Annotated in this window: 23 protein-coding genes and 1 pseudogene; 11 read left to right on the forward strand and 13 right to left on the reverse strand. The window is 60.3% G+C overall.

Annotated features, from left to right (window positions below):
• Positions 1-47: 47 nt before the first annotated feature.
• The 3 genes from PQQ52_RS14770 to PQQ52_RS14780 form a co-directional block, all read right to left on the reverse strand.
• Entirely contained in the window at positions 48-455 is a 408-nt protein-coding gene (locus PQQ52_RS14770; RefSeq protein WP_408212319.1) for an aldo/keto reductase, read from the reverse strand.
• 209 nt (positions 456-664) lie between these two features.
• The gene (locus PQQ52_RS14775; RefSeq protein WP_408212322.1) at positions 665-1,087 is read right to left on the reverse strand and encodes a DoxX family protein; all 423 of its coding nucleotides are present in this window, start codon (positions 1,085-1,087) and stop codon (positions 665-667) included.
• Positions 1,088-1,135: 48 nt separating this feature from the next.
• Positions 1,136-1,834 carry a pirin family protein gene (locus PQQ52_RS14780; protein WP_408212325.1) on the reverse strand — a complete coding sequence of 233 codons (699 nt, stop codon included), beginning with the start codon at positions 1,832-1,834 and terminating at the stop codon, positions 1,136-1,138.
• Between the two features lie 180 nt (positions 1,835-2,014).
• Between PQQ52_RS14780 and PQQ52_RS14785 the strand changes: the two genes are divergently transcribed.
• On the forward strand, positions 2,015-2,932 hold the full coding sequence (locus PQQ52_RS14785) for a LysR substrate-binding domain-containing protein (protein ID WP_408212327.1): 918 nt from the start codon (positions 2,015-2,017) through the stop codon (positions 2,930-2,932).
• Between the two features lie 39 nt (positions 2,933-2,971).
• On the opposite strand, the gene PQQ52_RS14790 is transcribed toward PQQ52_RS14785, so the two are convergent.
• Positions 2,972-3,841, reverse strand: coding sequence for an alpha/beta hydrolase (locus tag PQQ52_RS14790; protein WP_408212330.1), 870 nt, complete (start codon positions 3,839-3,841; stop codon positions 2,972-2,974).
• Positions 3,842-4,144: 303 nt separating this feature from the next.
• The gene (locus tag PQQ52_RS14795; protein ID WP_408212333.1) at positions 4,145-5,017 is read right to left on the reverse strand and encodes a LysR family transcriptional regulator; all 873 of its coding nucleotides are present in this window, start codon (positions 5,015-5,017) and stop codon (positions 4,145-4,147) included.
• A 109-nt stretch (positions 5,018-5,126) separates the two neighbouring features.
• On the opposite strand from PQQ52_RS14795, the gene PQQ52_RS14800 reads away from it, so the two are divergent.
• Positions 5,127-6,434, forward strand: a complete 1,308-nt coding sequence (locus PQQ52_RS14800) for an aspartate aminotransferase family protein (protein ID WP_408212336.1) — start codon at positions 5,127-5,129, stop codon at positions 6,432-6,434.
• A 92-nt stretch (positions 6,435-6,526) separates the two neighbouring features.
• Positions 6,527-6,958, forward strand: coding sequence for a PRC-barrel domain-containing protein (locus PQQ52_RS14805; RefSeq protein WP_408212338.1), 432 nt, complete (start codon positions 6,527-6,529; stop codon positions 6,956-6,958).
• A gap of 113 nt (positions 6,959-7,071) precedes the next feature.
• On the opposite strand, the gene PQQ52_RS14810 is transcribed toward PQQ52_RS14805, so the two are convergent.
• Both PQQ52_RS14810 and PQQ52_RS14815 read right to left on the reverse strand, forming a co-directional pair.
• Entirely contained in the window at positions 7,072-8,034 is a 963-nt protein-coding gene (locus PQQ52_RS14810; RefSeq protein WP_408212341.1) for a substrate-binding domain-containing protein, read from the reverse strand.
• A gap of 58 nt (positions 8,035-8,092) precedes the next feature.
• Positions 8,093-9,463 (reverse strand): leucine-rich repeat-containing protein kinase family protein, encoded by a 1,371-nt coding sequence (locus PQQ52_RS14815; protein WP_408212344.1) that lies wholly within the window; start codon positions 9,461-9,463, stop codon positions 8,093-8,095.
• 213 nt (positions 9,464-9,676) lie between these two features.
• Between PQQ52_RS14815 and PQQ52_RS14820 the strand changes: the two genes are divergently transcribed.
• Complete coding sequence (locus tag PQQ52_RS14820) at positions 9,677-10,321, forward strand: methylated-DNA--[protein]-cysteine S-methyltransferase (RefSeq protein WP_408212347.1); 645 nt, start codon at positions 9,677-9,679, stop codon at positions 10,319-10,321.
• A gap of 26 nt (positions 10,322-10,347) precedes the next feature.
• Here the strand turns inward: PQQ52_RS14820 and PQQ52_RS14825 are convergent, their stop codons facing one another.
• Positions 10,348-10,917 carry a helix-turn-helix domain-containing protein gene (locus tag PQQ52_RS14825; RefSeq protein WP_408212349.1) on the reverse strand — a complete coding sequence of 190 codons (570 nt, stop codon included), beginning with the start codon at positions 10,915-10,917 and terminating at the stop codon, positions 10,348-10,350.
• 77 nt (positions 10,918-10,994) lie between these two features.
• Between PQQ52_RS14825 and PQQ52_RS14830 the strand changes: the two genes are divergently transcribed.
• The 3 genes from PQQ52_RS14830 (at position 10,995) to PQQ52_RS14840 (ending at position 12,640) form a co-directional block, all read left to right on the forward strand.
• On the forward strand, positions 10,995-11,321 hold the full coding sequence (locus tag PQQ52_RS14830; RefSeq protein ID WP_408212352.1) for an ArsR/SmtB family transcription factor: 327 nt from the start codon (positions 10,995-10,997) through the stop codon (positions 11,319-11,321).
• A 155-nt stretch (positions 11,322-11,476) separates the two neighbouring features.
• The gene (gene arsH / locus PQQ52_RS14835; RefSeq protein ID WP_408212808.1) at positions 11,477-12,241 is read left to right on the forward strand and encodes an arsenical resistance protein ArsH; all 765 of its coding nucleotides are present in this window, start codon (positions 11,477-11,479) and stop codon (positions 12,239-12,241) included.
• Between the two features lie 93 nt (positions 12,242-12,334).
• Positions 12,335-12,640 carry a panthothenate synthetase gene (locus tag PQQ52_RS14840; protein WP_408212811.1) on the forward strand — a complete coding sequence of 102 codons (306 nt, stop codon included), beginning with the start codon at positions 12,335-12,337 and terminating at the stop codon, positions 12,638-12,640.
• 96 nt (positions 12,641-12,736) lie between these two features.
• Here the strand turns inward: PQQ52_RS14840 and PQQ52_RS14845 are convergent, their stop codons facing one another.
• The 4 genes from PQQ52_RS14845 to PQQ52_RS14860 all read right to left on the reverse strand — a co-directional run bounded on the left by PQQ52_RS14845 (position 12,737) and on the right by PQQ52_RS14860 (position 17,164).
• Positions 12,737-13,618, reverse strand: a complete 882-nt coding sequence (locus PQQ52_RS14845) for a GNAT family N-acetyltransferase (RefSeq protein WP_408212355.1) — start codon at positions 13,616-13,618, stop codon at positions 12,737-12,739.
• Complete coding sequence (locus tag PQQ52_RS14850; RefSeq protein WP_408212357.1) at positions 13,600-14,841, reverse strand: Zn-dependent hydrolase; 1,242 nt, start codon at positions 14,839-14,841, stop codon at positions 13,600-13,602. The genes PQQ52_RS14845 and PQQ52_RS14850 overlap by 19 nt, the downstream gene beginning before the upstream one ends.
• 91 nt (positions 14,842-14,932) lie before the next feature.
• A complete protein-coding gene (locus PQQ52_RS14855) occupies positions 14,933-15,478 on the reverse strand; it encodes a helix-turn-helix domain-containing protein (protein ID WP_408212359.1) in 546 nt (181 codons plus the stop codon).
• Between the two features lie 99 nt (positions 15,479-15,577).
• Complete coding sequence (locus PQQ52_RS14860; protein ID WP_408212361.1) at positions 15,578-17,164, reverse strand: alpha/beta hydrolase family protein; 1,587 nt, start codon at positions 17,162-17,164, stop codon at positions 15,578-15,580.
• A gap of 249 nt (positions 17,165-17,413) precedes the next feature.
• On the opposite strand from PQQ52_RS14860, the gene PQQ52_RS14865 reads away from it, so the two are divergent.
• The 4 genes from PQQ52_RS14865 to PQQ52_RS14880 all read left to right on the forward strand — a co-directional run bounded on the left by PQQ52_RS14865 (position 17,414) and on the right by PQQ52_RS14880 (position 21,880).
• Positions 17,414-18,391, forward strand: coding sequence for a transporter substrate-binding domain-containing protein (locus tag PQQ52_RS14865; RefSeq protein ID WP_408212363.1), 978 nt, complete (start codon positions 17,414-17,416; stop codon positions 18,389-18,391).
• Between the two features lie 138 nt (positions 18,392-18,529).
• Positions 18,530-18,928 (forward strand): hypothetical protein, encoded by a 399-nt coding sequence (locus PQQ52_RS14870; protein ID WP_408212366.1) that lies wholly within the window; start codon positions 18,530-18,532, stop codon positions 18,926-18,928.
• 61 nt (positions 18,929-18,989) lie between these two features.
• Positions 18,990-21,155, forward strand: coding sequence for an ATP-binding protein (locus PQQ52_RS14875; protein ID WP_408212368.1), 2,166 nt, complete (start codon positions 18,990-18,992; stop codon positions 21,153-21,155).
• Between the two features lie 92 nt (positions 21,156-21,247).
• Positions 21,248-21,880, forward strand: coding sequence for a response regulator (locus PQQ52_RS14880; RefSeq protein ID WP_408212813.1), 633 nt, complete (start codon positions 21,248-21,250; stop codon positions 21,878-21,880).
• 572 nt (positions 21,881-22,452) lie between these two features.
• Here the strand turns inward: PQQ52_RS14880 and PQQ52_RS14885 are convergent.
• A pseudogene (locus PQQ52_RS14885) lies at positions 22,453-24,026 on the reverse strand (amidase).
• Positions 24,027-24,165: the final 139 nt, after the last annotated feature.

Consider the following 24,165-nt stretch of genomic DNA (forward strand, 5'->3'; position numbering starts at 1 on the left):
GACAGGAGTTGAAGACCAACCAGACGTAGTCAAACGCCCGTACGGTCTCACAACGGGGCGAGTCCGGGCGGATCGACAATTCGGCTGTCCGCCGTCGCCAACGCGTGTATCGCTACCATGTCTGCGCTATCCAGCTCAAAGTCGAATACCGCCAGGTTCTGCGCCAGTCGATCGATCCGGGTGGTCCTCGAAAGCGCAACAACCCCGCGCTGCTGAACAAGCCACCGCAAGACGATCTGCGCGATGGTTCTGTCATGGCTGGCCGCGATTTCCTTGAGTCGATATGACGAAAGCCGGCGCGAAGAGCTGCGGGAATGACTCGATAGACGTCGTCGGCACTCGTTCCGTAAGTGCCAAAGCCGATGGCCGGAATGGCTGCGTTCCCAATATGGACGTTTTGCATGAGGGTTTCCCGATAGCGTATTCACATCCTGCCGAAACCGCTGCAGGGACATTACCCGATGCGGCCGTGGCGACGCAGTTGTGCCTCAATCTCCGTGATCCTGGCTTCATCTTGTGCAGAACTGAGCGAATTGACGCTCGACGGGATCGTTTCGAAAGACATGGTGTTGACTCCCACGGGTACACGGACAACAGAGAAACATCACGAGGAGACGATCGAACACCGGATCAGGCGGGCGATCGTCTCGACGGAGCCATCTTCCTAGCTCGCCTTCAGCGGGGAAACGCGCAAGGCAACGCGGCCAGAGAGCGCGTCCAGGCTGAATGCGCCGGCACCGAACCAGGTGATTTGCAGGAGGCCGCCGGCCATCATCACGTTCTTGAGGAAGTGAATCATCTGGTTTTGATCGGCGAAGTCGTGGTGAAAGAAAATCGCAGTGACCACACAGAACACCGCCATCCCCAGTGATACGGCGCGAGCCCGATAGCCCGACAACAACAGCAGGCCACCGCCCAGCTCGGTCAGCACGGCAAGCACGAATGCGAGTGGCGGCATGGGCAGCCCCATGGCAGCGATATAACCAACCGTCGCACCATACGCTGCGAGCTTGCCCAGCCCGCTCATCACAAACGGCGCGCCGATCAGAATGCGGCCTAACAACGGAAGAAATTTAAAACGTTCCATGACACTCTCCAGAAATGAATTTACGAAGGTGGAATACGAAAAAAGAAATTAGCCGGCGTCCACCATCACCAGCTCGGAATCTTCAACAGCGGAAATCTGGGCTGCGGCGACATTCGTGATCGCCACGCCATCTAGCGGCCCAACAGGCTCGCCATTTACTTCGATGCGTCCTGAGGCGACGACGAGATAGGCACGGCGCGCTGGGCTCAACTCGTATCGAACGCTTTCGCCTGCCTTTAGCATCGCGGCGAGCACACGCGCATCGGCGCGAATGGAAAGCGCGCCTTCATCGCCGGCAAACCCACTGGCAAGGACAACGAAGCGCCCAGACCGGTCACTTCCAGGAAACGGTTTGGTATCCCACGCGGGTTCACCGCCGGCTTCACGAGGTAGCAGCCAGATCTGATAAAGCTTGAGTGGCGCCTCGCCCCGGTTGAACTCGGCGTGGCGTATGCCCGTGCCGGCGCTTATGACCTGGACATCCCCGGTGTGGATCGTTCCCTCGGATCCCAGGGTATCTCGATGCCCGAGCAGGCCCTGGCGCACATAGGTGATGATTTCCATATCGCGGTGCCCGTGCATGGGGAAACCGCTGCCAACGGCGATCTCGTCGTCGTTCCAGACAATCAGCGGACCCAGGGCGGCGTGCGCGGGATTGCCGCCGGCGCTGACCGCGAAATGGTGTTTCGCGCGCAGCCAGCCGAGGTTCGCCCTGCCCAATGATTCCCAACGCCTGTGTGTGAGCATGCCCGTCTCCGTTTCCCGCGACCGCAAATGCGACGCTTGCCACCTGCGCGACCCGCCGAATTCGGCGCTGGTGCAAGTGATGAGACGAATGCTATATTTGCAACGACCGCGCGCATAGATCCCACATTGGAACGCATCATTGCCTCGGATAGAACGATCAGAAGGAGTTGAAGACTGCTCATGAACGCAATCACTGACCTCAATGATCTTCGGCTCTTCGCAGAGGTGGTCGAGCATGGAAGCTACACGGCGGCCGCGCGCAGCCTCGGTCTGCAGACGTCGAAACTCAGCCGGCGGATTCGTGCACTGGAAGAAGAACTTGGTGTGCGCCTGCTCAATCGCACCAGCCGGAGCCTGTCTTTGACGGAAACCGGGCGGCAGTTCCACCAGCATTGCCTTGCGCTGGTGGAGGAAGCAAAGGCCGCCAAGGATATCGTGGACCGCACGCGTTCGCGGCCGCAAGGCACTGTCCGCATTGCTTGCCCCGTGGCCTTGCTGGAGTCCGGCATCTCCACGATCATCGCGCGATACGTTCAGGACAACCCCGAAGTCCAAGTTCTACTAGATGCCACCAACCGCCGCGTGGATGTCGTCGAGGAAGGCCTGGACTTCGCCATCCGCGTCAGGCTGCCGCCGTTGGAGAATACCGATCTCGCCGTCCGCCAGTTGGGTTTGTCGATCCACATTCTGGTTGCCAGTCCCGACCTGGCGGCGCGCCATCCGGTGCCCAGCTCGATCGAATCGGTGAAGGAATGGCCTACCCTCTCCATGGCCAGCAGCAGCGAGCGATTTGTCTGGAACCTGGTGGACGTTGAGGGACGCGTGACGTCATGGGTACATCAGCCGCGTCTCGCGACCGACGACCTGGCCAGCCTGCGGGTTGCGGCGATATCCGGTGTCGGCGTGGCAATGCTGCCCAGGGAGCTGGTTGAGGCCGATATTCAGGCCGGCCGCCTGCAGCACCTGCTGTCAGATCTGGCTAGCACGCCGGGCCTCGTCCACGCGATTTTCCCCACGCGCCGAGGCATGGTTCCGGCCGTCCGTCACTTGCTCGACGCGCTCGTTACGGGATGCGAAGGTTTGAACCCGCAGCCCTAGCGTGGGCCGCCGGCGGCGAGCACATTCTTCGCCGAGGTTTCAGCGTGCAGTATGCGAACCGGCGCCTGCCTGCAGCTTCTCCGTGAGAAACAGGCCGATGGCGTCCAGCGCTTGTGCCGACGCCTTCAACCTTCCGATACTGCCGGCGAATCCGTGCGGCATTCCCATCCAGACATCGAGGCGGGCATCGGTTCCAGCACTAACGGCACGCTCGACATACCTGAGCGAATCGTCGAGCAACACTTCGTCGTCTCCGACATGAATGCGCACGGGGGGCAAACCGGAAACCGGTGCGTGGAGCGGCGAAGCCAGCGGAAATTTCGGATCGGCGCTCGCCAGATAGGAGCGCACCAGTTGCGCCACCTGTGGGAGCGTGAAATACGGATCGGCATCCGCCCGCGTGAGGTAAGACTCGCCCGCCAGCGTCAAATCGGTCACCGGCGACAGTGCGGCCACACCAACGAGAACCGCGTCGTCGGAGACAGCTTCGCCGCCGATGCATGCGGCGAGTACCAGTGCAAGATTGCCTCCGGCAGAATCTCCCGTAACGGCAATCCGGCGAATGCCCCTTTCATCGAGTCCGCGAAAGCACGCCAGCACATCGTCGACGGCGGCAGGGAAAGGATGCTCGGGAGCAAGCCGATAGTCCGGGATAAATGCGCTCGCTCCCGCCCTCGCGGCGATATGCCCGACAAGGTGACGGAATGCTTTGGCAGTTCCCAGGCTGAACCATCCGGCGTGCAGATGAAGAATCGCCTCGCCAGATCGACGCTGCGCTGGATGAACCCAGAGCCCCGGGATACCGCCAACCGTGTCGGATTCGAAGGTCACGTCATCGCGTGGCAAAACGCGCTCCATCATGGCATCGAATGGTTCGCGCGCTTCGATTCCTCTAGATGCACCTTTCATGGAACTCGCCATGGCTCGCGTGGCGGCGACGATCACCCCATCTTCCGGGTCAAGCGGATGGGTTATGACGAAATTCCTCAATGCGCCTTCAGTCGTTGGACGCTGCACGGTCAGCCCTTTTGAATGGATAAGTTGTGAAGGGCGCCGGTCAAGATGCGACCCAACAGCGGAAGAATCCTGTAGCGATCCATGACGACCTTCTGAAATCAAGATTCGATGTGGATGCTACGTCCGCGATGACCATGCGCATATCTCCACGATCGCAATGGATCGTTGCTTTTAGTAGAACGATGCCTGATGAGACTAACTGCGAAGCGGCGGCATCGTTCTCAACGTACGGATCATGAGGTCCTTCACGCTCTCCACAAGGAGCGAATCGACCATACTTGTGGACGAAACGACCGCAATGCCAACACGGGGAAGCGGCGGGAACATTTCTCCAACGGGCATGATCCGCAGATCCGCGGGAACAGCGCCTCTCGTCAGCACGGCGACCGCAATGCCCGCCCTCACGATTGCCAGCAGACCATCCTTGCTGACGCTCTCGTAAGCCACGCGGTGGCTGATATTGGCACTTTCGAGCACACGCCGCGCCGCCTGATGGTCCAGCGTTTCGGGAACTGACAAGGCTATTTGAAGCGGGCCATCGCTTGGCGGATAGAAGTCCTGCGACGCGATCCACACCAGGTCTTCCCATCGAATCACCCGCTCCAGGTTCCCCTCCGGCGCGAGCGACACCAAGGCCACATCGACCCGGCGTGCGTCGAGCATTTTCTCGAGCAAGGGCGTAGGAGCACACACGACTTCCAGCGCGACCCGCGGATGCTGCGTCGCTATCGCGTGGAGCACGACCGGAAGAAACTCGGTGCAATAGTCCTCGGGGCATCCGAGCCGAACCGAACCGACGAGCCCACGACCGGTCACGTCGACCAGCGCCTCGTCGTAGGCTCGCAGCAGCCTCCGGGCGTGCGACAGCAGTCGATCGCCGCGCGACGTCAGTTCCACGCCGCGGGCGGTACGCACTAGCACCGCGCCATCGACGACCTCCTCGATCCTCTTGAGCTGCATGCTGATCGCGGATTGCGTGCGGCCAACTTCCGCCGCCGCGCGCGTGAGCGATCCGGCATCCGCTATCGCGACAAACGTCTTGAGCAAATCGAAATCCAGCTGCGACATGGGCATCAACTCCTTGAATGGCTGGCATCACAACTTTTCGTTTCCACCAGCCGGCGTGGTTCGCTTACATTGAGTTTCGGCACACCCGCCCGTCACTTTGGACACCGCCATGTCAGCACAAACCGATCGGGATTTCTGGTCAAACGCTCAACGGCACCTGATCCGCTACGGCGGGACATTCTCGCCCGTCATAATCGAGCGGGCCAGCGGCAGCAACGTTTATGACTCCAGCGGCCGCGCGATACTCGACTTCACCTCTGGACAGATGAGCGCCGTGCTTGGCCACTCTCATCCGGAAATCGCCGAAGTCATCGCCGGGAGCGCACGTAATCTCACTCACCTTTTCAGCGGGATGCTCTCGCGCCCGGTTGTGGACCTGGCAAGCCGCCTCGCGGCCATTGCGCCCGCAGGCCTTGAACGTTCCTTGCTGCTCAGCACCGGGGGAGAAGCCAACGAGGCAGCGATCAAGATGGCAAAACTCGTGACCGGCCGGCACGAGGTCATCAGCTTCGCGCAATCATGGCACGGCATGACGGGCGGTGCAGCTTCCGCCACCTACAGCGCCGGCCGCAAGGGTTACGGTCCCGCCGCCGTAGGGTCCTTTGCCATTCCTGCGCCCTATCCGTACCGGCCACGATTCGAACGCAACGGTACGTATGACTGGGCGGCTGAACTCGACTATGCATTCGACCTGATCGACAGGCAATCTTGCGGCAGCCTCGCCGCGTTCATCGCCGAGCCTATCCTGAGTTCGGGTGGCCTGATCGATCTGCCGCAAGGATATATGCGCGCGCTAAAGGTGAAATGTGCCGAGCGCGGCATGCTCCTGATCGTGGACGAAGCTCAAACCGGCATGGGCAGAACCGGCACCATGTTCGCGTGTGAGCGTGACGGTGTGGTGCCCGACATCCTGACCTTGTCCAAAACACTGGGCGCCGGCCTGCCACTTGCTGCTGTACTGACAACCCAGGAAATCGAGAATCAGGCACACGAACGAGGGTTCCTCTTCTATACGACGCACGTGTCGGATCCAATGCCGGCTGCTGTCGGCCTCAAAGTCATCGACATCATCGAGCGAGATGGGCTGGTCCAGCGTGCCGGGAAAATCGGCACACGTTTGCGGGAGGGCCTGGAAACGCTTCAAAGCCGCTTCGAATGTATTGGCGACGTGCGCGGACGTGGGTTGATGCTCGGGATCGAAATCGTCGGCAATCGATCAACGAAAGCTGCGGCGCCGGCTCTTTCCGCTGCAATCACACGTCGCTGCCTCGAACTCGGCTTGCACATGAATATTGTTCAGTTACCGGGATTGGGCGACGTCTTCCGCCTTGCTCCCCCGCTGACGATTGCCGAGGCTGAGATCGATAGGGGGTTATCGATCATCGAGCAGGCCATCGAGGAAAGCGTGAGCGTGTGATCGCCATGCAAATGGACCGACCAGGCACGCCACTTGCTACCACCTATTCCTGGTACAAAGCTTATTGCTCGATAGACAACCAGGAGCCGAAAATGAAGGCAAAAACACTGATCTGCGCCGCCGCTCTCGCCGCTATCTGCGCCTCGCAGGGCGCCACCGCCCAGGTCGCCGGGCTGCAGCCGCTCGGCGGCACGGTCGAGCAGACCAATGCGCCGCTAAAAGGCTGGAGTGTGCGCCGCGCGCTTATCGACGAACCGGTCTACAACGATCTCAACGACAAAATCGGCAGCATCTACGATGTGATCATCTCGCCGGATCGTAAGGCAACCTACGCGGTCGTGTCAGTTGGCGGCTTCCTCGGTATGGGCAAGCACTACGTGGCAATTGCGGTCGACCACTTCGAGATCCGCGACGGCAATCTGTTCCTCGCCGGTGCGACGAAGGACGCGCTGAAGTCCGTGCCGGAATTCGAGTACAACAAGCTCGAAAAGGCGACCAAGCCGCACAAGGTCAAGGTGGATTAATCATGCGATGGGCAGCGGCATTCTTCGACACGCAGCAGCAGGCGAGCAAAACCGCTCGCCTGCGATCTACCCGGTCTAACGCGTGACGTTCAGAATGACATGTATCTCGTACGTCAATGATTCACGCTCGTCACCAATTGCAGCGGGGTCTCTATCACTCGCGACAATTCGCTCTGCTTTCTCTGTTCAGTGACTGCCTTCAACGCCGCATCCATGCCGAACACGGCTTGCCGCTCGGCAAACTGATTCATTGTCGCGAGTACGCGGCCGTCGGCGAGCAGCGGCTTGATCGCATCGCTGTCGTTATACCCGGTGACATAAACACCGCCGGTTCGCCCGGCATCGCGGACAGCATCCACCGCCCCCATTGCCATATTGTCGTTGCCGCACACCAACGCGCGGATTTGCGGATAGTCCGTTAACATCTTCGCCGCAACGTCCCGTCCTTTCGCATAGTCCCAGTCGCCGGCTTGTATGGCGACGATCTTCATGCCGGCCGCGTTCATCGCGTCCTTGCTGCCGGCGGTGCGTTGCTGCGCATTGCGATCGGCGGCACTGCCTTCAATAATCCCGACCTGGTCGCCCGCCTTGAGCCGCCCTGCAAGAAAATCGCCCACCTGCTTCGCGCCCTTGCGGTTATTCGGGCCGACGAAGGGCACGGAGATATGGGCGGCGTCCTGCGACGCGTCATCGAGCGGGTTGTCGATGGTGATCATGATGATGCCGGCCTTGATCCCACGCGCCACGACCGCAGTTAGCGCCTTCGAGTCGGTCGGTGCGATGACGATCGCATTCATTCTGGCCTTGATCAACTCATCTACCATCCGGATCTGCGCGGCAGTATTACCCTCCGTTGTCGTTCCGCGAATGGTCAAGTCGAATTGCGATGCATAGTGCTTCTGATAATTCTGCGCAGCATTCGCCATCGCCACCGTGAACGGATCAGCCATCGACTTCAGCACGAGGGCGATCTTCAGCTTGCCACCCTGCATCGCGTCGACACGAGTCGCACCTGTCAGGCCTGCCGCAGCAAGTGTGCCGGCAATCAGCACGCGGCGGCGCATCTTCTGCATCATTGATTTTCGCTCCTTAGACCACACGGACGAATGGCTGCATTGCGTTCACACAAACAGATCAAACCGCTGCCAACGATGCTGCGTCCCATTCGCCGTGGTCCGCTAACTGCCGCAAAACGGCAGCGATTTCGTCGAACAACGGCCGGTTGCCGATATCTTCGCTCAGGCAATTCTCTTTCAACACCACTAGCTTCGCCGCGATGTCTGCTTCCGAATCCAGCCAGTCGCACCGATCGATCAACTCCTCGAGCAGACAACCATACGCTCTGACTTCGAGGCGCTGCAGTGCAGTGCCGAGGTCCCGATCATCCGTAGCGTAGAAAGATGCTGCGCCAAAGTCGCCTAACAACGCGCGCCCCTGCCCTCCGTGCAGAATATTGTGTGCGTATAGATCCCCATGCATCACACCTTGTCGATGCAGGTGACACGCTGCCGACGCCACGCCGTATGCAATGCCTAACGCCGAGGTCGACGCGAAGCGCGTGTCTGTACCATAGACGTCACGCGTGCATGACTCGAGACTCGGTGGTCCGGCAAGGTTCGTAAATTGCGGCTCGATCAGTTCCATCACCAGGCCATGCGCGTCTGCCGGATGGTCCTTCACTTTGCCCGCCACCGGAATCAGGTTCGGATGATCGCCGGCACGAATCCAGGCCGCCATCTCGCAGTCCGGCAATCCATCGCTCGTTACCGCGCCTTTGAACAACTTGACGGCCACAGGCCGGCTCGCGTCGTCATGGCGGGCGAGAAGCGCCGCACGATAGATGACACCGGACGCCCCCTCACCTAGCTGCTGTTCAAGTTTCAACGCGTCCCATTGAATATCGGGAATCGGTGTATCGATCAGTGCCGCCGTCTCCAGCGCTTCGCTGAACGGATTGCCGGCGAAAGCCAGCCAGGAAAGCCGTGGCAGGCGCAGCAACCACGCAGGCAGTCCGCTGAGTTGGTTCGCCGCGAGACGCAGCAGTTCGAGCCGCGAGCAGGCAGCCAATTCCTCGGGCAATGTACGCAACCGGTTACCGGCCAGCATCAGCTTCTGAAGTTGCGCGCAGGCGCCAATTTCCGGAGGCAGTGCTTCGATCTCGTTGTCGGTGAGGATCAGCCAGCGCAGCAGCGGCGGCAATGATTTTCCCGAAACCTTGCGGATGCGGTTTGCCTTGAAGCCAACCATGCTCAGTTGCGCGCACTGCCCGAGAACATCCGGCAACTCTGTGAACGGGTTGTCAGAAGCAAAGATGACACGCAGCTTGCTGAGCCGTGGAAAATCGTCGGGCAGCGCCGAAAGCGCATTGCTCGAGAGATCGAGAATTTCAAGCGTGTCGGCCAGATCGAAAATCTCACGGGGGAATTCGCTCAGTCCGCACGCCAGTTTGAGTCGGCGAGTACCCGCCAGTTGTCCGGCCCGCAGTTGTTCGAGGGTGTTTGTCACAGTCGTAGAGAAGAGTTCCGGTTGCCGGTGAGCGATGTGCCAAGGGTATCAATTCTACTGAGTCGCCAGCCGCGTGCGGAATTGGACAGCAAGAACCGACGTGACCGCAGCGAGGACGAGGTTTAAGCTGTCAGGTATCGGAGCCATGGCACAGCGAGTTCGCAGCCTCGCCTTAAGCCATCTCAGCCTCCAGCTAGCAAGGAATCAGGCAAAGTGACTTACGCATACAAGTTAATGAATTCTCCCGTCGGCGAGCTAAAGCTCGTTGCAAGCGACAACCGGCTTGCCGCGATTCTGTGGGAAAACGACAAGCCGAATCGGGTGCGTCTGCCGGAGATGGTCGAAGCGGACGATCGCCCGATCCTGCTCGAAACCGAGCGGCAGTTGAACGAATATTTTGCAGGGACGAGAGACCGGTTCGATCTTGAACTCGACTTCCGGGGAACGGACTTCCAGAAGAAAGTTTGGGCGGCGCTCCTGACGATTCCGTTCGGCGAGACGCGTAGCTACTCCGACATCGCTACGCAAATCGGCAACATCAATGCGGTGCGGGCCGTGGGCGCGGCAAACGGCAGAAATCCGATCTCGATTGTGGCGCCGTGTCACCGCGTGATCGGCGCGTCCGGCGATCTGACCGGCTTTGCCGGTGGACTGGCAAACAAGATGTTCCTTCTGTCACTCGAAGCCGGGCAGACTTCGCTGGAAGCGGCTGCGGATTCAGGCGCGGACTCGGCCCCGGTTTCGGTTTCGGTTTCGCCCTCAGCCACCGCGCCGGCAACGATCAGCCGGGCAGCGCCTGCGAAACCGGCACGCCCAGCGCCAAGCCGCGGGACGCAGACCTCGCTGTTCGGCAGTTGAGCCCATTCGAGGTCACTGCGGTGGCCTCATCCTGACATGGTGCGGGATTCTTTTTTCATGTGGTGGCGGGTCTCGTCGTCGAGCATCTCGCGAAGCGCCTTGAACAATGCCGTTGCGTCCGTGTACTTCCGGCCGTATCCGAGATTGAATTCGTAATCGAAATTCTCGGGGTTTTTTCCTTGATTGTGCTGAAGCAACGTTTCAAGCTCTTTCGTCATGATCTCCGGCGTCGCGTAACGCCAGAGTGAACGCCCAAGAAGGGTGACAACAGGAACACTGAATTGAGCGCCACGCGACGACGAGCACGCCAGCAGGCGATGCGTGAAGTCGCAGACCAGATGAACTTCTCGCGGGCTTTCGGTGACGAGCCGCTCGAGCGCACGATCGGTGGCCGATTCGAAGCGCGCCGCCAGCAGTCTTTCCACCTTGGCTCGCTCCGCCGGCGCCATCTCCTGCAGGCCTGCTTCCCATCGCGAGATGGTCGATTGGGCGACACCGAAAATCTCTGCCGCGTGAGTTTGCTTCACGCGATGCAGTAGGCGCCAGCGCTTCAGCGCGATTCCGAGGGCGAGAGGAGTTGGAGTGAGGCGGCTCATACCTACGAATTGTATTCGCCCGGGACGTCATTTCGACAATACTTGAAATATGAAAACGATCGGCGTATCGTTTGGCTATGGACTCGAACCTCGTGGTACGCGCCCTTGGCGCACTCGCTCATGAATCGCGGCTGGCGATCTTCCGTTTGCTGGTCGTTGCTGGGCCCGAAGGCTTGGCAGCCGGCGAAATCGCACAGCAGCTTGGGCTTTCCCCTTCAAGCCTCTCGTTTCACCTCAAGGACCTGTCACATGCCGAGCTGGTGAAACCGCGGCAGGACGGGCGCTTCATCATCTATTCGGCAAATTTCGACGCCATGACGGGTCTGATCGCCTTCCTGACTGAGAACTGCTGCGCCGGCGCACCATGCGCCGCCAGCGACCTCCCGGGCTGCTGCGAAGAATGAGCGTCACCATCTATCACAACCCCCATTGCGGCACCTCGCGCAATACGCTGGCAATGATCCGCAATGCCGGTATCGAGCCCGACGTCATCGAGTATCTGACGAGCCCCCCTGATCGAGCCACGCTGAAGAGTCTGATCGAACGCGCCGGCCTCACCGTGCCCGGAAATCTGCCCAACGTCAGCGGCCCACATTTCCACACGCCGGATCTGCAAAAACTCGAACCTCAAGCGATTTCGCAGCACGCTCCGCGGATCCTGCTGCTGTACGGGTCGTTGCGCCCCACTTCGTTCAGCAAATTGCTCACACTCGAGGCCGAACGCATCCTGCGTCAATTCGGCGCTGAAACACGGGTCTTCGATCCGCACGATCTGCCGATCACGGACAGCGTAGCGGCCAATCATCCAAAGGTTGTCGAACTGCGCGCGCTGTCGGCGTGGTCGGAGGGACAGGTGTGGTGCAGCCCGGAGCGTCACGGCACGCTCACGGCCGTATTCAAGAATCAGATCGACTGGCTGCCGCTCGAAAGTGGCGGCGTGCGCCCCACGCAGGGACGCACGCTCGCGGTGATGCAGGTATGCGGCGGTTCGCAATCGTTCAATGCCGTCAACGCGCTACGCGTGCTGGGCCGATGGATGCGGATGGTGACGATTCCCAATCAGTCGTCGGTGGCGAAGGCGTATCAGGAATTCGACGCCGAAGGCCGGATGAAACCTTCCGCCTATTACGACCGCCTCGTCGACGTGATGGAGGAACTGTACAAGTTCACATTGCTGGTGCGCGACCGTTCGGACTACCTGACCGATCGCTACAGTGAACGCAAGGAAGCGCATCCGGAACTGGCGGCTACGTTGGCGGCCAACGCGATGGATCATGAGGCGGCGAGCGCCAACGCCGACACCGGCGACAGCGAAACGGAGTGACGGCGGCGGTCTCGCCAGTGCTAACTCTGGCGCTCGCAGCGCATAAAGCACCTATCCTTAAGATGCCCTTTGGGCATCAACCAGGAGGATGACATGCGCATGCTTCTCAACGTACGGATACCGCACGAACCGTTCAACACGCTGGTGCGCGAAGGCACTGCCGGCGAAGTGATAGGGAAAATACTCGAAGAATTAAAACCGGAAGCCGCCTACTTCACCGAGCAGAACGGCACGCGCGGTGCGGTGCTGGTGGTGAACCTCGATGATCCATCGGGAATTCCCGCACTCGCAGAACCATTTTTTCTGAAATTCAACGCCGACGTCGAACTGCGCGTCGCCATGGTGCCGGCCGACCTCATGAAAGCCGGACTGGAGAATCTCGGCTCAAAGTGGAAGTAACGCATACAAGCGTATCAAACGATGTGCTTGCCGTCTGCGAATCATGAAATGCGCCGCCGACGGCAACGCACGCAAAGGCGCAAATCTGCGCTCCGCTCATCCGAGTTCGAATGACGTCACGCCAAAAATACGTTTGATCTGGATAGCTGGCGCTTCCTGCGTGTACATCCGCGCGGTTTCAAAGACGCTTGTCATGCCATGCCGCTCGGCCAGCGCGACGGCAGCGGGATTGGTCTCCGGCACATCGAGGACCATGACCTCGCCCGGCATGCGCGCCGCCAACGCATCGAACAGATCGCCGGCGATCTCGTCGCTATCGGCAAAGAGCGGTCCAATCTTGCATCCCGTTCTGCAACGTCGCAGCACACCGTAGCCTGCAACCTGACTGTCGCGAACTGCGACCAGCGCGATAGCGCCTGGTTGTCGGAGCCACGTGGCGAGAAAACAATCACGCGCTGCGGGAAAGCACTGGCGATCGTAGTCAAACAGCGGTTCGAACGGCAGATCTGACGCATTCAAAATGGTCGAACGCGTCGCGTCCTGAGCAATGGCTTGAACGACACCCTGAAAGCGAATGTTGCGATAGGCAAGCCGAAAGCCAGACTTTCTGTAGTTCGCCTGTTGAGCAACGACGCCGTCCAATCCGACGCTGCGGTTACGCAGATAGTTCATGCCGTGCCGCCACACGCGCATGCCAAAACCTCTGCCGCGAAACTCCGGCTTCACGATATACAGACCGATGAAGCCGAAGTGCTCGCCGTAGGCGACTGCGGATATGCAGGCAACCGGTTCGCCTCGCCACTCGCCGATAAAAAAACCGCTAGGGTCTCCGGCGCGAAAGCATTCGGCATCGTGCAAGCCGGGGTTCCACCCTTCCACCGCAGCCCATTCGACCGACAACGCTACGTCGTTAGCCGACATGGTGCGCACGATAAATTCACCATGCTCGTCCGGGTTCATCACGATTGCCTCGCCCATTGCTCCTGAAGCATAGCGGCCGCCGCCGTAGCCGCCACCTGGCAGCCGAGGACAATGTGTCCCTCAGCCGTATCTTCGATGAAGTCGTGGCTCACTCCGCCAATGCTCGGCACGAACATCATGCAGGCCGGTATGCGACGCGCTATCACCTGGGCGTCGTGCGCCGCCCCGCTGGGCATGCGCAGCCATTGCCCCCGCGCGACGGCATCAGCGGCGCTCGCGAGATGTGCCGCAAGCGCCGCGTCCATCGTCACCGGCTCCATCGGTTCATCGACAGTCGTCAACTCCACCGCCACCGGGCTCTGCGCATTGAAGTCCAGCACGATCTCCGCGAGCCTCGCTTCCATTGCCTGCAAGCGTGCAGCGTTCGCGTCACGAAATTGCAGATACATGTCGCCCTGCCCCGGCACGACGCTGAGCGAGCCCGGGTCGAGGTCGATGCGTCCCACGGTCCATACCGTATCCGCATCCGCGAGTTGCGCGAATGCGTCGTTCATCCGCGCGATGAAAGCGACCAGCGCCGCGCCGGCATCGCGCCGGATCGACATGGGCGTGGTACCCGCATGATTGCGTTGCCCCGTGAAACGCAACCGTAGCTCGCGAAGCCCGACGATCGTGGTAACCACGCCGATGGATTTGCCGGCGGCTTCGAGCCGTCCGCCCTGCTCAATATGCGGCTCAAGGTAAGCGACATGCCTGCCCTGCTCGAAGCGGGCGCGCGGCAGCCCGGCAAGACCGGCGGCTTCGAGCACGTCCTGAAGGTGCTGCCCCTCCCGATTCGTTGCACGCCGGATCGACTCCTCGACGGGGTCCCCGACGAAACTACGGCTGCCGAGCAAGCCGGAAAAGGTCCCCTCTTCGTCGATCCACGACGCTACGTCCACTGCGAGATGACTCGTCGCGTCGTTTTCGGCCAGCGCGCGAGCGATCTCCAATCCATAGATAACGCCCAACGCGCCGTCCAGCCAGCCGCCGGTGGGCTGCGTGTCGGTATGAGAGCCGATCACGAGCGCGGGCCCGCTTTTGCGCGAGCGGCCGAATACGGTCCCTATACCGTCGATGACGGCATCGAGGCCCGCGTCCATCATGCGCCCGGCGAGCCAGCGGCGCGACTCAAGGTCCACCGGCGAAAGCGCGAGACGCACAACGCCGGGGCCTGTGGCGCCGAACTTGCGCAGTCGCTTGAGATCGCTCAGTAACCGGTCCGGATCGATCTTCACCACGGGTTGATCTCCTTTGATTGATCACATTCATGCGTGCCGTCCGGGATTTTATCCAGCACGGATTCACGGGACACGTTTATCGATACCTCATCTATCGAGCAAGCGCCCGGAAGTCACTCGGCGACATCTCGTACGCACGACGAAACGCGCGATTGAAATCCGAGGCGCTATTAAAACCCACACCATAAGCAATCTCGATGATCGCTTTGATACTGCCCTCCACGACCACATGAAAGACAAACTGGCGAACCGAATCGGTGGAGATGCGCGCGACGGATCGCGCCTGCGATACCGGATCCGTGCGGCAATCCATGAACGTCAGATCGGCGGCCTTGTAACTCTCAATCGCACCGTTCAAACCATCGGCCAGTTGCCAGCGCGAAATCGGCACGTCGAGAAAGTGGCCAAGGCGGTCCCGCCACGCAGGCAGTTGCGCGCATGGCGCTTCGTGGTGCGTATCAAAGTGGCTGTGAATGCACGCCGCAGGAGCCGCGTCCCGGGCCTCGGATTCGGTCGTCAAGGCTTTCCCCGCCAGTTCTGTTGTCAGCCCATGATAGCCGCAGGTGGAGAAAATTTTCGCGGATGTAGCAAATTTTCGACCGATCCGGACGTCACGTGAACGGGCAGAAACAGGCATCTCCCCAGTCGCGAGGAAGTCGCCGCGAGGCGATCTGTGCAGGCGTCCGCCGGCATCGATAGCCGGAGCTGTGGCAGACCTCCAGACCCGCGGCAACGCTCAGAAGTTTGCGAAGAAGGCCCGCGCAGCGACCATGCAGAACGACGCGACCAGTTCACCGTGATAGGCCTGAAGCACCGCTGAGGCGCCGCCGTCGGTTGCGCCGCCCGCAACGGCCTGATTCGCGAGCGTCGCTTTCGCACTGGCGAAACCCTGCTTGATGGGCGCGTACGGGTCATTGGGCCCGGCGATCGGAGAGTCCACGTCCAGCACGGACGTGAGCCCTGCCGGCACTTTGGCGTTCTGCCAGTAGGCCTGTTCGACGCGTGCGTTGAAGAAAAACACGGTGGGATCCGAGCCGCCGCCGCACAGCAGAACCGGCGCTCGTGGCAGCCAGTTGCGTAAGTCATTGCGTTTGAACGCCTGGCGCAGCGGATGCATGGGATTTGCCGCCGGCGTCAACGCAACCGTCGTGTTGGGAAACGCGCCATCGGGATTCGCCGCGGCGTCTTCCAGAAGACTCAACCGATAGGCGTTGCGCACGAGATTGGCCTGCCCGAATCCGGCAGCAAACAAAGGCGTCAGTGAGGGCGGCGTGAGGGGGGGCGACGTCGGCGGCGTCATCGAAGCATATTGCGGTGCGGGAGGAACGCTGCTGAAGAGTTGCGCCGAGGGCAGTTTCCCCTGCGCGAAAAGCGTACCGAGAGGCTGCAGGCTTGGCAGGAGATGCTCGATGCCCGGAGCATAAGCCGCTTCATAGAAGTCGCCAGGCTTGCGATAGATGTTCTCGTAGGCATGCTGGTAGCCCGTCACGATCAAGGTGGTGAACAGCGTCGAACCCAGGTTCACCTCGCCTTCGATGAGCGCGTCCGCCGTAGCGGCGAGCGCATACGGACCCGATCCCGGTGCGGATGCTGTGACCTTGACGCCGGCCGCTTGCAATGCACGATGCGTCGCCAGTGCCACGAAACCGCCTTGCGAATAACCGGTGACAAAGAGCTTGCCGTTCTCGCGCGCCCCGCTTTCGGGTTTCGTGTCGCTCAGTGCGGCCCGCGCCGCCCGAAGCGAGTCGATCACATCGGCGGATTGCTGCTCGGCATTCAGGTAGGGGTGGTACGTGAGATCGGAGCCGGCGTAGCCCGCGTAGTTAGTCGCCACCACGATATAGCCCTGCGCCGCGTACATGGCGGCAACGCTGATACCCTCCCCGGCGCCGTCGCCGTTGCCTGGATCCGTTTGCGTGATATCGGCGATGTTGTAGTTGCGGTACGCGGTCGTGCCGTGCGCGTAGAGCATCAACGGACGCGGCCCGCTACACGCCGCCGAGCGGCCGGCCGGAATCATCAGTGCGCCGCTGGCGGTGGTGGGCTCGCCCGCGCCGCCGATGGTCCGGTAGCGGAAAGTCACCATCTCCACCCCACAAACAGGCGTGCCGGCGATCTGCGCGAGTTGTTGGCCGGATGCGTTCGACGCAAGCAATTTTGAAAACGCCGCGGCACTGAGCCGCAGCGTGACGCGATGATCGAGTAGCCGGCCGCGGGCGCTGCATCCCGCATCGCAACTGGAGCCGGCTTGCGCACAAGCACTGACGCCCAACATGAAACATGTCAGCAGCACGAGGGTCGCGTTTCGCATCGCAACAGGCATGTGGGGCTCCGTCTTGTTGGTATTGGGGCGATTGGGCTACCTGATCGAGCTACCTGATAGAGTGAGACGAGTATAGGTAAACAGATTGGCACACCGCCAGCCTCCAATGCGCACCAGACGCACCGGCGCCATGTCGCTCAGCGATTCGGTGCCACGCCGCGACTCTGGTCGTTCAAACTCTTGAAGTTGGCCAAAGCAGGCACTCGAACTCATACTGCGCTTACCCGTCGTTTCCGGTTCAGGCCACTCATGTTCGTCCCCAATCCCATTGATGGAATCCGCCGATCCAGATCACGTGGCCGCATCAAACCGTCTGCGGTGCTCTGCCTCATTGCCGTCGTGTTGTTGAGCCCGGCCTTCGGCAACGCCACCGCACCCGATACATCGACCGTGGCGGCGCACGCCGCCCCCACTCACGTCCGGATTCTTCGCATCTCCGGAGACGTTGTGCGAGAGGGCCGATGGGCCTTTCTCATCACCGCGCTGAACCACACCATACCGACCTACGGGCCGTACGTCATAGACGACTATTTTTCGCCGATGTCGGCCCAGCGCGAGGCCGACGAGGTGATATCGGGCCGCGTGATAAACGTCGTAGCGAGCGAGCCCGGACACGCGGAACTCGACATGGGTGCGATCCCGGTGCCGATTCCCATCGACCGCGGCCTGCTCGGCTATCGCGTCGCGCTCATCAATCAGGGCGACCAGACAAAGCTCGACGCGATCCACGATCTCCAGGGTCTTCGCACGCTGAGCATTGGCCAGGGCCAGGATTGGGGCGACGTGCCGGTCTACCGTCTCGCCGGCGTTCCACTCGTCACCGCAAGCCGCTATGAGCTGCTTTTCATGATGCTGGCCGATCATCGCTTCGACATCTTCCCGCGCGGCGTGGTTGAGATTACGCATGAATTGAAGGCTTTTCAGCCCCAATACCCCAATATGAGGATCGATTCTCATCTGCTGATCCGATACCCGTATGCTCAGTTCTTCTACGTCAGCAAAACCGAGCCGCTGCTGGCGAGGCGGATTCGAGACGGCCTCGAAGCCATGCTGAAGGACGGGAGTTTTGAGGCACTGTTCCGTGAACATTTCGCGCAAGGCATCGCTGATCTGCACCTCGAACGCCGTGTGCTGATCGATTTGAAGAATCCGTCGCTCCCGCCCTGGGTGCCATTGGATCGCAAGGACCTCTGGCTCGATCCATTCGACGGAAAGAAGCGGAACTGATTCGGGAGACTATATACATTAAGGATTTCCTGACCAGAAAATCAGGGAACCAGCAGCCCATAGTCCGGACTGCCTGACGGCGACAGCTTGGCCCTGCGTTTAAAGTGGTTCATCACACACCGTCGCCAGGCCACCGTCATGACCGACTATTTTTTGCCGTGCGAAGAAACAGTCCAACGCATCGACGCGCTATGCACAGGTCTATTCGAACTTTGGTGTGAGGAAAGAAAACGGGTACCGCTCGCCTATCTTTTGCATTGCTGGCCGCTAACCGGTCACGATCCGGTTGCGATCAAGCGCCTGGCCGATGCCATGTCGGATTTGTGTCAGTTCCAGTCGGGGAAAATCAATACGCGTGAGTGGACCATGGTGCGCGAACTGATCTGCAGCGCCCGCGAAATTATTGGAGAACCTGTGCCACGCGGCACCGCAACGGCGAATGGCGCCGGTATCACGTGGATGCGGCCGCGGCTCGCAAACGCAGCAGGTCGAGCTCCGGCCGTTGCAGTAGCCGATTTCCTCGACGACCCCTTATAGACCGCGATTCGGCCGCGAGTGCAGAATACAGATACAAAAATCACAGCACTCGCGGGGAAATATGGCGGTAACTAGCTTTGGTTCGCTCTTTGCCACGCCCGGCCGATTCAGGCACAGCGTGGTTTTCCGGCTATTGGCTACCGTGCTGCTGTTCAGTTGCGCGGTAACGCTATTGCTGACCGCACTACAGCTCTATCGCGACTATAGCCGCGGCTTCGAACTGATCGAAACCCGTCTATCAGACATTGACAGAAGCAATCGCGACAGCCTTGGCGAAGGGCTGTGGCAGCTCAACCGTACGGAACTTCAGCTTCAACTGAACGGCATCTTGCGGCTTGCCGACATGTGCGCCGCCGAGGTTCGCGAGACCGGATCGAGCGCAACGCCAATGGTGGTGACGGCCGGCAAGCGCATGACGGGCGCCGTGATATCCCGCGAGTTTCCGATCTTTTATTCGATCCACGGGACTCAGCAAAAGATCGGCACACTCTATGTGCAAGCCACACTCGCGAATCTCTATCACGCGCTGACGCAAACCGCGCTGGTCATTCTTGTCAGTCAGGCCACCTACACATTCATCGTTGCACTGTTCACCATCTACATCTTCTCGCGGCTTGTTACCCGGCATCTCGCCACGATTGCCCGTCTGGTCGGCGAATACGATTTCCGTGCGGCGCCGAAGCCGTTCATCCTGCCGCGCCGCCGGCCGAGCCGGCCGGACGAACTCGATCGCGTGGTCACTGCCTTCAACAGCATGGGCGCGCGGCTGCACGACGCCTATCTCGCCGAGCGCGACGCCACGGCGCAGCGGGAAGCGCGGCATCTGGCCGAAGCCGCCAACCGGGCCAAGAGTGAATTCGTCGCGAACATGAGCCATGAGCTGCGCACGCCGCTCAACGGCATCCTCGGTTACGCGCAGATTTTGCTGCGCGACAGCAATCAGAGCGAGCGCCAACGCAACGCGGTCGAAGTTATCCACCGTAGCGGCGAGCATCTGCTGACGCTGATCGACGATACGCTCGATTTCGCGCGTATCGAAGCCGGCAAGCTGCGCATTGAGATGACCGATGTCTCGCTGCCGGGCGTTCTCGATACGATCCGCGACATCATCGGCGTGAAGGCAGAACAAAAGCGCCTGCGATTCCTATGCGAGTCGGCTGCCAACCTGGGCTGCGCGGTCCGGGCAGACGAGCGCCGCTTAAGGCAGGTACTGCTTAATTTGCTGGCGAATGCGGTCAGATTCACGGATGCAGGGTGGGTCAGTCTGCACGTCACCCGTACGTCTGCGGGCGCGGTGCGCTTCTGCGTGCGCGACTCGGGTATCGGCATTCCTGCCGACAGGCTCCGCGCGATTTTCGAGCCTTTCGAGCAGGCCGGCAGCCCCGAACGGCGCGCCGGCGGCGCAGGGCTCGGTCTCGCGATCAGCCAGCAGTTCGTACGCGCAATGGGGGCCGAAATCCACGTGGAAAGCGTGGTGGCGCACGGGAGCGCCTTCTGGTTCGATCTCGCGCCGGCCGTTGTCGACGCGTCCATGACACGCACCGATCCGGCCATGCCCGCCGCGCAGCGCGTGACCGGCTATACCGGCCCGCGCCGCACAGTGCTGATGATCGACGACGAACCCGTCAATCGAGCGGTCGTGATCGAGTTTCTGGAACAACTGGGCTTCGACACACTGGAGGCCGCCAGCGGGCATGAAGGACTCGCGAAGGCACTCAGCGAAGTGCCGTCGCTCATCATGACCGACATCCTGATGCCGGAAATGGACGGATTCGAGACGACGCGCAGATTGCGTCAAATACCGGCACTGGGCGATATTCCGATCATCGCCGTATCGGCGAACCCCTCCTGGCGCGACGAGAAGCGAAGCACCGACGCAGGCGCAAACGCTTTCCTTTCCAAGCCGGTCGACTTCGACCGTTTGCAAGTCCATCTGGCGGACTTACTGGCACTGGAGTGGACCTATTCGCCCGTGACTCGTCCACCGGAACCTGAAACATCGCGCACGCGCTCTTCCGTGTTGCCCGATGACGAACTCGACAACCTGCATCACCTCGCCCGTCTGGGCGATATGCGCGCAATCGCCGAATGGGCAGACAGGATGGCGGCGCTCGACGAGCGCAATCTGGCCTTGGCAACACAGTTGCGCACGCTCGTAAAAGCCTATCAGTCAAAGGCCATTCTGCTGCTCGTGGAGGAACATCTCGAAAGGAAGCACAAGCCATGAATGAGGATTGGCCGCACACTGCAGAACGGGAGCAGGCCCAGCGCGGGCATAATCGCCCCTATTCAAGTCCCGTTCAGGACCGAGAAAAACACATGATAAAAATCCTCATTGCAGACGACCATGCGATCGTGCGCGGTGGCCTGAAGCAGATCATCGCGACCACCACCGACATGATCGTCGCCGACGAGGCGGCCGACGGTGCCGAAGTGCTCGATAAACTACGCGCCCGGTGTCCGGACCTGTTGCTGCTCGATATGACGATGCCGGGCATTAGCGGCATCGACCTGATCCGGCGCATCAGGACGGAGTACACCAGCCTGCCGGTGCTCGTGCTGAGCATTCATAACGAGGCTCAGGTCGTCTCGCGCGCACTGCGCGCAGGCGCGACCGGCTACCTCACCAAAGACAGCGACCCGGAAATCCTGCTTACCGCAATTCGCAAGCTGGCAGAAGGTGGAAGATTCATCGACCCGAAACTGGTGGATTCGATGATCTTCGGCACTCACTCCGGCGACACCCCGCCGCACGACATTCTGTCCGATCGTGAATTCCAGGTATTGCAGGCCCTCGCGGCAGGAAAGACCATCAACGACATCGCTGAAGCGTTCGCGCTCAGCGCGAAGACCATTAGTACACATAAAATGCGCCTGATGCAAAAACTGGGGCTCAGCAATAACTCGGAATTGATTCGCTACGCGATCAGACATCACATTAGTACGGAATAAAATTCGACTAAGGAAATCCCTACACGAATATCAGGATGTGCTGATGCATGAATTCGGTCACGCTCGACCCACAAATTTTTTTGATGGCCTTATGCTTGGCTCATGCTTTTGGTTTATGATCTCTCCCCAGCGAACTTGGCCCACTAAACGATAAGTCCGTGCCACGCTGCAATGCCAACGCAAAAGTTAAATTTAGCATGCGGGAAAAATGCCCGCACCCGGCACCCTCATCCGTAAGTTTGACTGACTACCGTCTCTCAGGTTCTGGCATGCAATCCTCGGACGCCAGAGTCTTTCCGGCCGACACAATGTGTCGGCTTTTTTTTGTCAATTACTTCCAGAAAAAAACTTTCATCTAATTGATTTTTCAAGTCTTTAACTCAAGCAGAAATAAGATCTCCCGCAAACCTTTGCGTGATTAAACCCTTGCGAACAAGTGCCCTTATACAGGCCTGGTGGCGAGTACTGCCGTGACCGACAAACCGAGCCGTTGGAATCGAGAGAAAAGATCGATTACTTTTCTCTTATAAGATACCCGAAGTCTATTTGTATGAATAATGGACGGATATCGGTTAGAGCGAAGCGGCGGGCATAGCGGTACGCGTCAGAAATTGTGGCTCTCTGCGCCACTGGGTCGCCTGCTCGAACGCATAGCCCAATGCCAGCAACCGCGCTTCGCTCCATGCGGATCCGACAAACGACAAACCAACCGGCAAACCGCGCACTTGCCCGGCAGGCACTGTCAGATGCGGGTAGCCGGCCACCGCGGCTGGCGTTGAAAAACCGCCGTTATTACTGTCACCGTTGATGAAGTCGGTAAGCCACGCCGTCCCGCCTGTCGGCGCAACGATCGCATCCAGATCATACTGACGGAGCACGCGGTCCAAACCTTCGTCACGAGATTGCGTGCGGCACGTTGCCAACGCACTCCTGTACGCATCGCTATCGAGACCGCCCAGGCTTCAGCTTGAGTAAAGAGTTCCTGGCCGAAGTAAGGCTGCTCGCGATTACGCTGAGCGTTGTCGAAAGCGATCAAATCGGCAAGATCGCGAATCTGCGCATGCGGCGCGAACGTGTCGAGCCATAGCGGCAGATCGTGTTTGAATTCATGCAGCAAGACGGATAGCTCTTCCTTGTCGTAACTGACGCGCGGCAAATCGACCGGATCAATCACTTCGGCCCCGAGCAGCCGCAGTTGCGCGATCGCCAGTTCGATCTGCTGGTCGACTTCGTCGTGCCCCGTAAAAAACTCGCGCGCGACGCCAATCCGGGCGCCTTTTAACGCGTCCTTGTTCAACGCACGCACGTAGTCGTCCGGTGCCGGCGCTGTCGACGTTTGTGGATCGCGCACGTCCGTTCCGGCAATCGCCGAAAGCAGCAATGCCGCGTCGTGGACCGATCGGCTAATCGGGCCGGGTGTGTCCTGCGTGTGTGAAATCGGAATGATGCCGTCGCGGCTTACCCGTCCGACAGTCGGCTTGAGTCCGACCACCCCGCAGATCGACGCAGGAGACACAATCGACCCGTCTGTTTCGGTGCCGATCGCCATTGCCGCCAAACCCGCGGCGACCGCCGCCGCGGAGCCGGAACTCGATCCGCTCGTATTCCTGTCCAACGCGTAGGGGTTGCGCGTCAGTCCGCCGCGCGCACTCCAGCCGCTAGTCGAGCGCGTGGAACGGATGTTCGCCCATTCGCTCAAATTCGTCTTGCCGATAATGACCGCGCCCGCTTCACGCAGACGGCGCACGAGGTCGGCATCGCGGGTTGCGCGAACGCCGTCGAGGGCAAGCGAACCTGCCGTTGTTGCCATCCGGTCGCCGGTTGCAATGTTGTCCTTAATAACGACGGGCACGCCATGCAACAGGCCGCGGCGCTTGCCCTTGCTGCGCTCGCTGTCCATCGCGGCCGCGATCCGCATGGCGTCGGGATTCAGTTCGATCATGCTGCGCAATCGCGGGCCACGCCGATCGATTGCTTCAATGCGACCCAGGTAGTGATGCGCAGCCTGCATGGCGCTCATCTCGCTATCCGGTATGAACGGATAATGTTCGACGGTTGCCGATGCCGGTGAAGTCGCGCTGGCGCCTTTTGCCAATAACCCGGCGGCTAATAAACCGAATGATCCAAAGAATCTGCGTCGTTGCATGGAGAAATTTGAATTGACGTGCGTTGTAGCGTTCCGCGAGGCGTGACATGTTGGCAACACGGTCCGAAGTTGGCGAGATTATCTCGCCAAAAGTCCTTGCAACGTTCCGCTTCGACTTTTCGGACCATGCGCCGCGAAG

The sequence above is a fragment of the Paraburkholderia sediminicola genome (assembly GCF_046030555.1).
Lineage (GTDB): Bacteria > Pseudomonadota > Gammaproteobacteria > Burkholderiales > Burkholderiaceae > Paraburkholderia > Paraburkholderia sediminicola_E.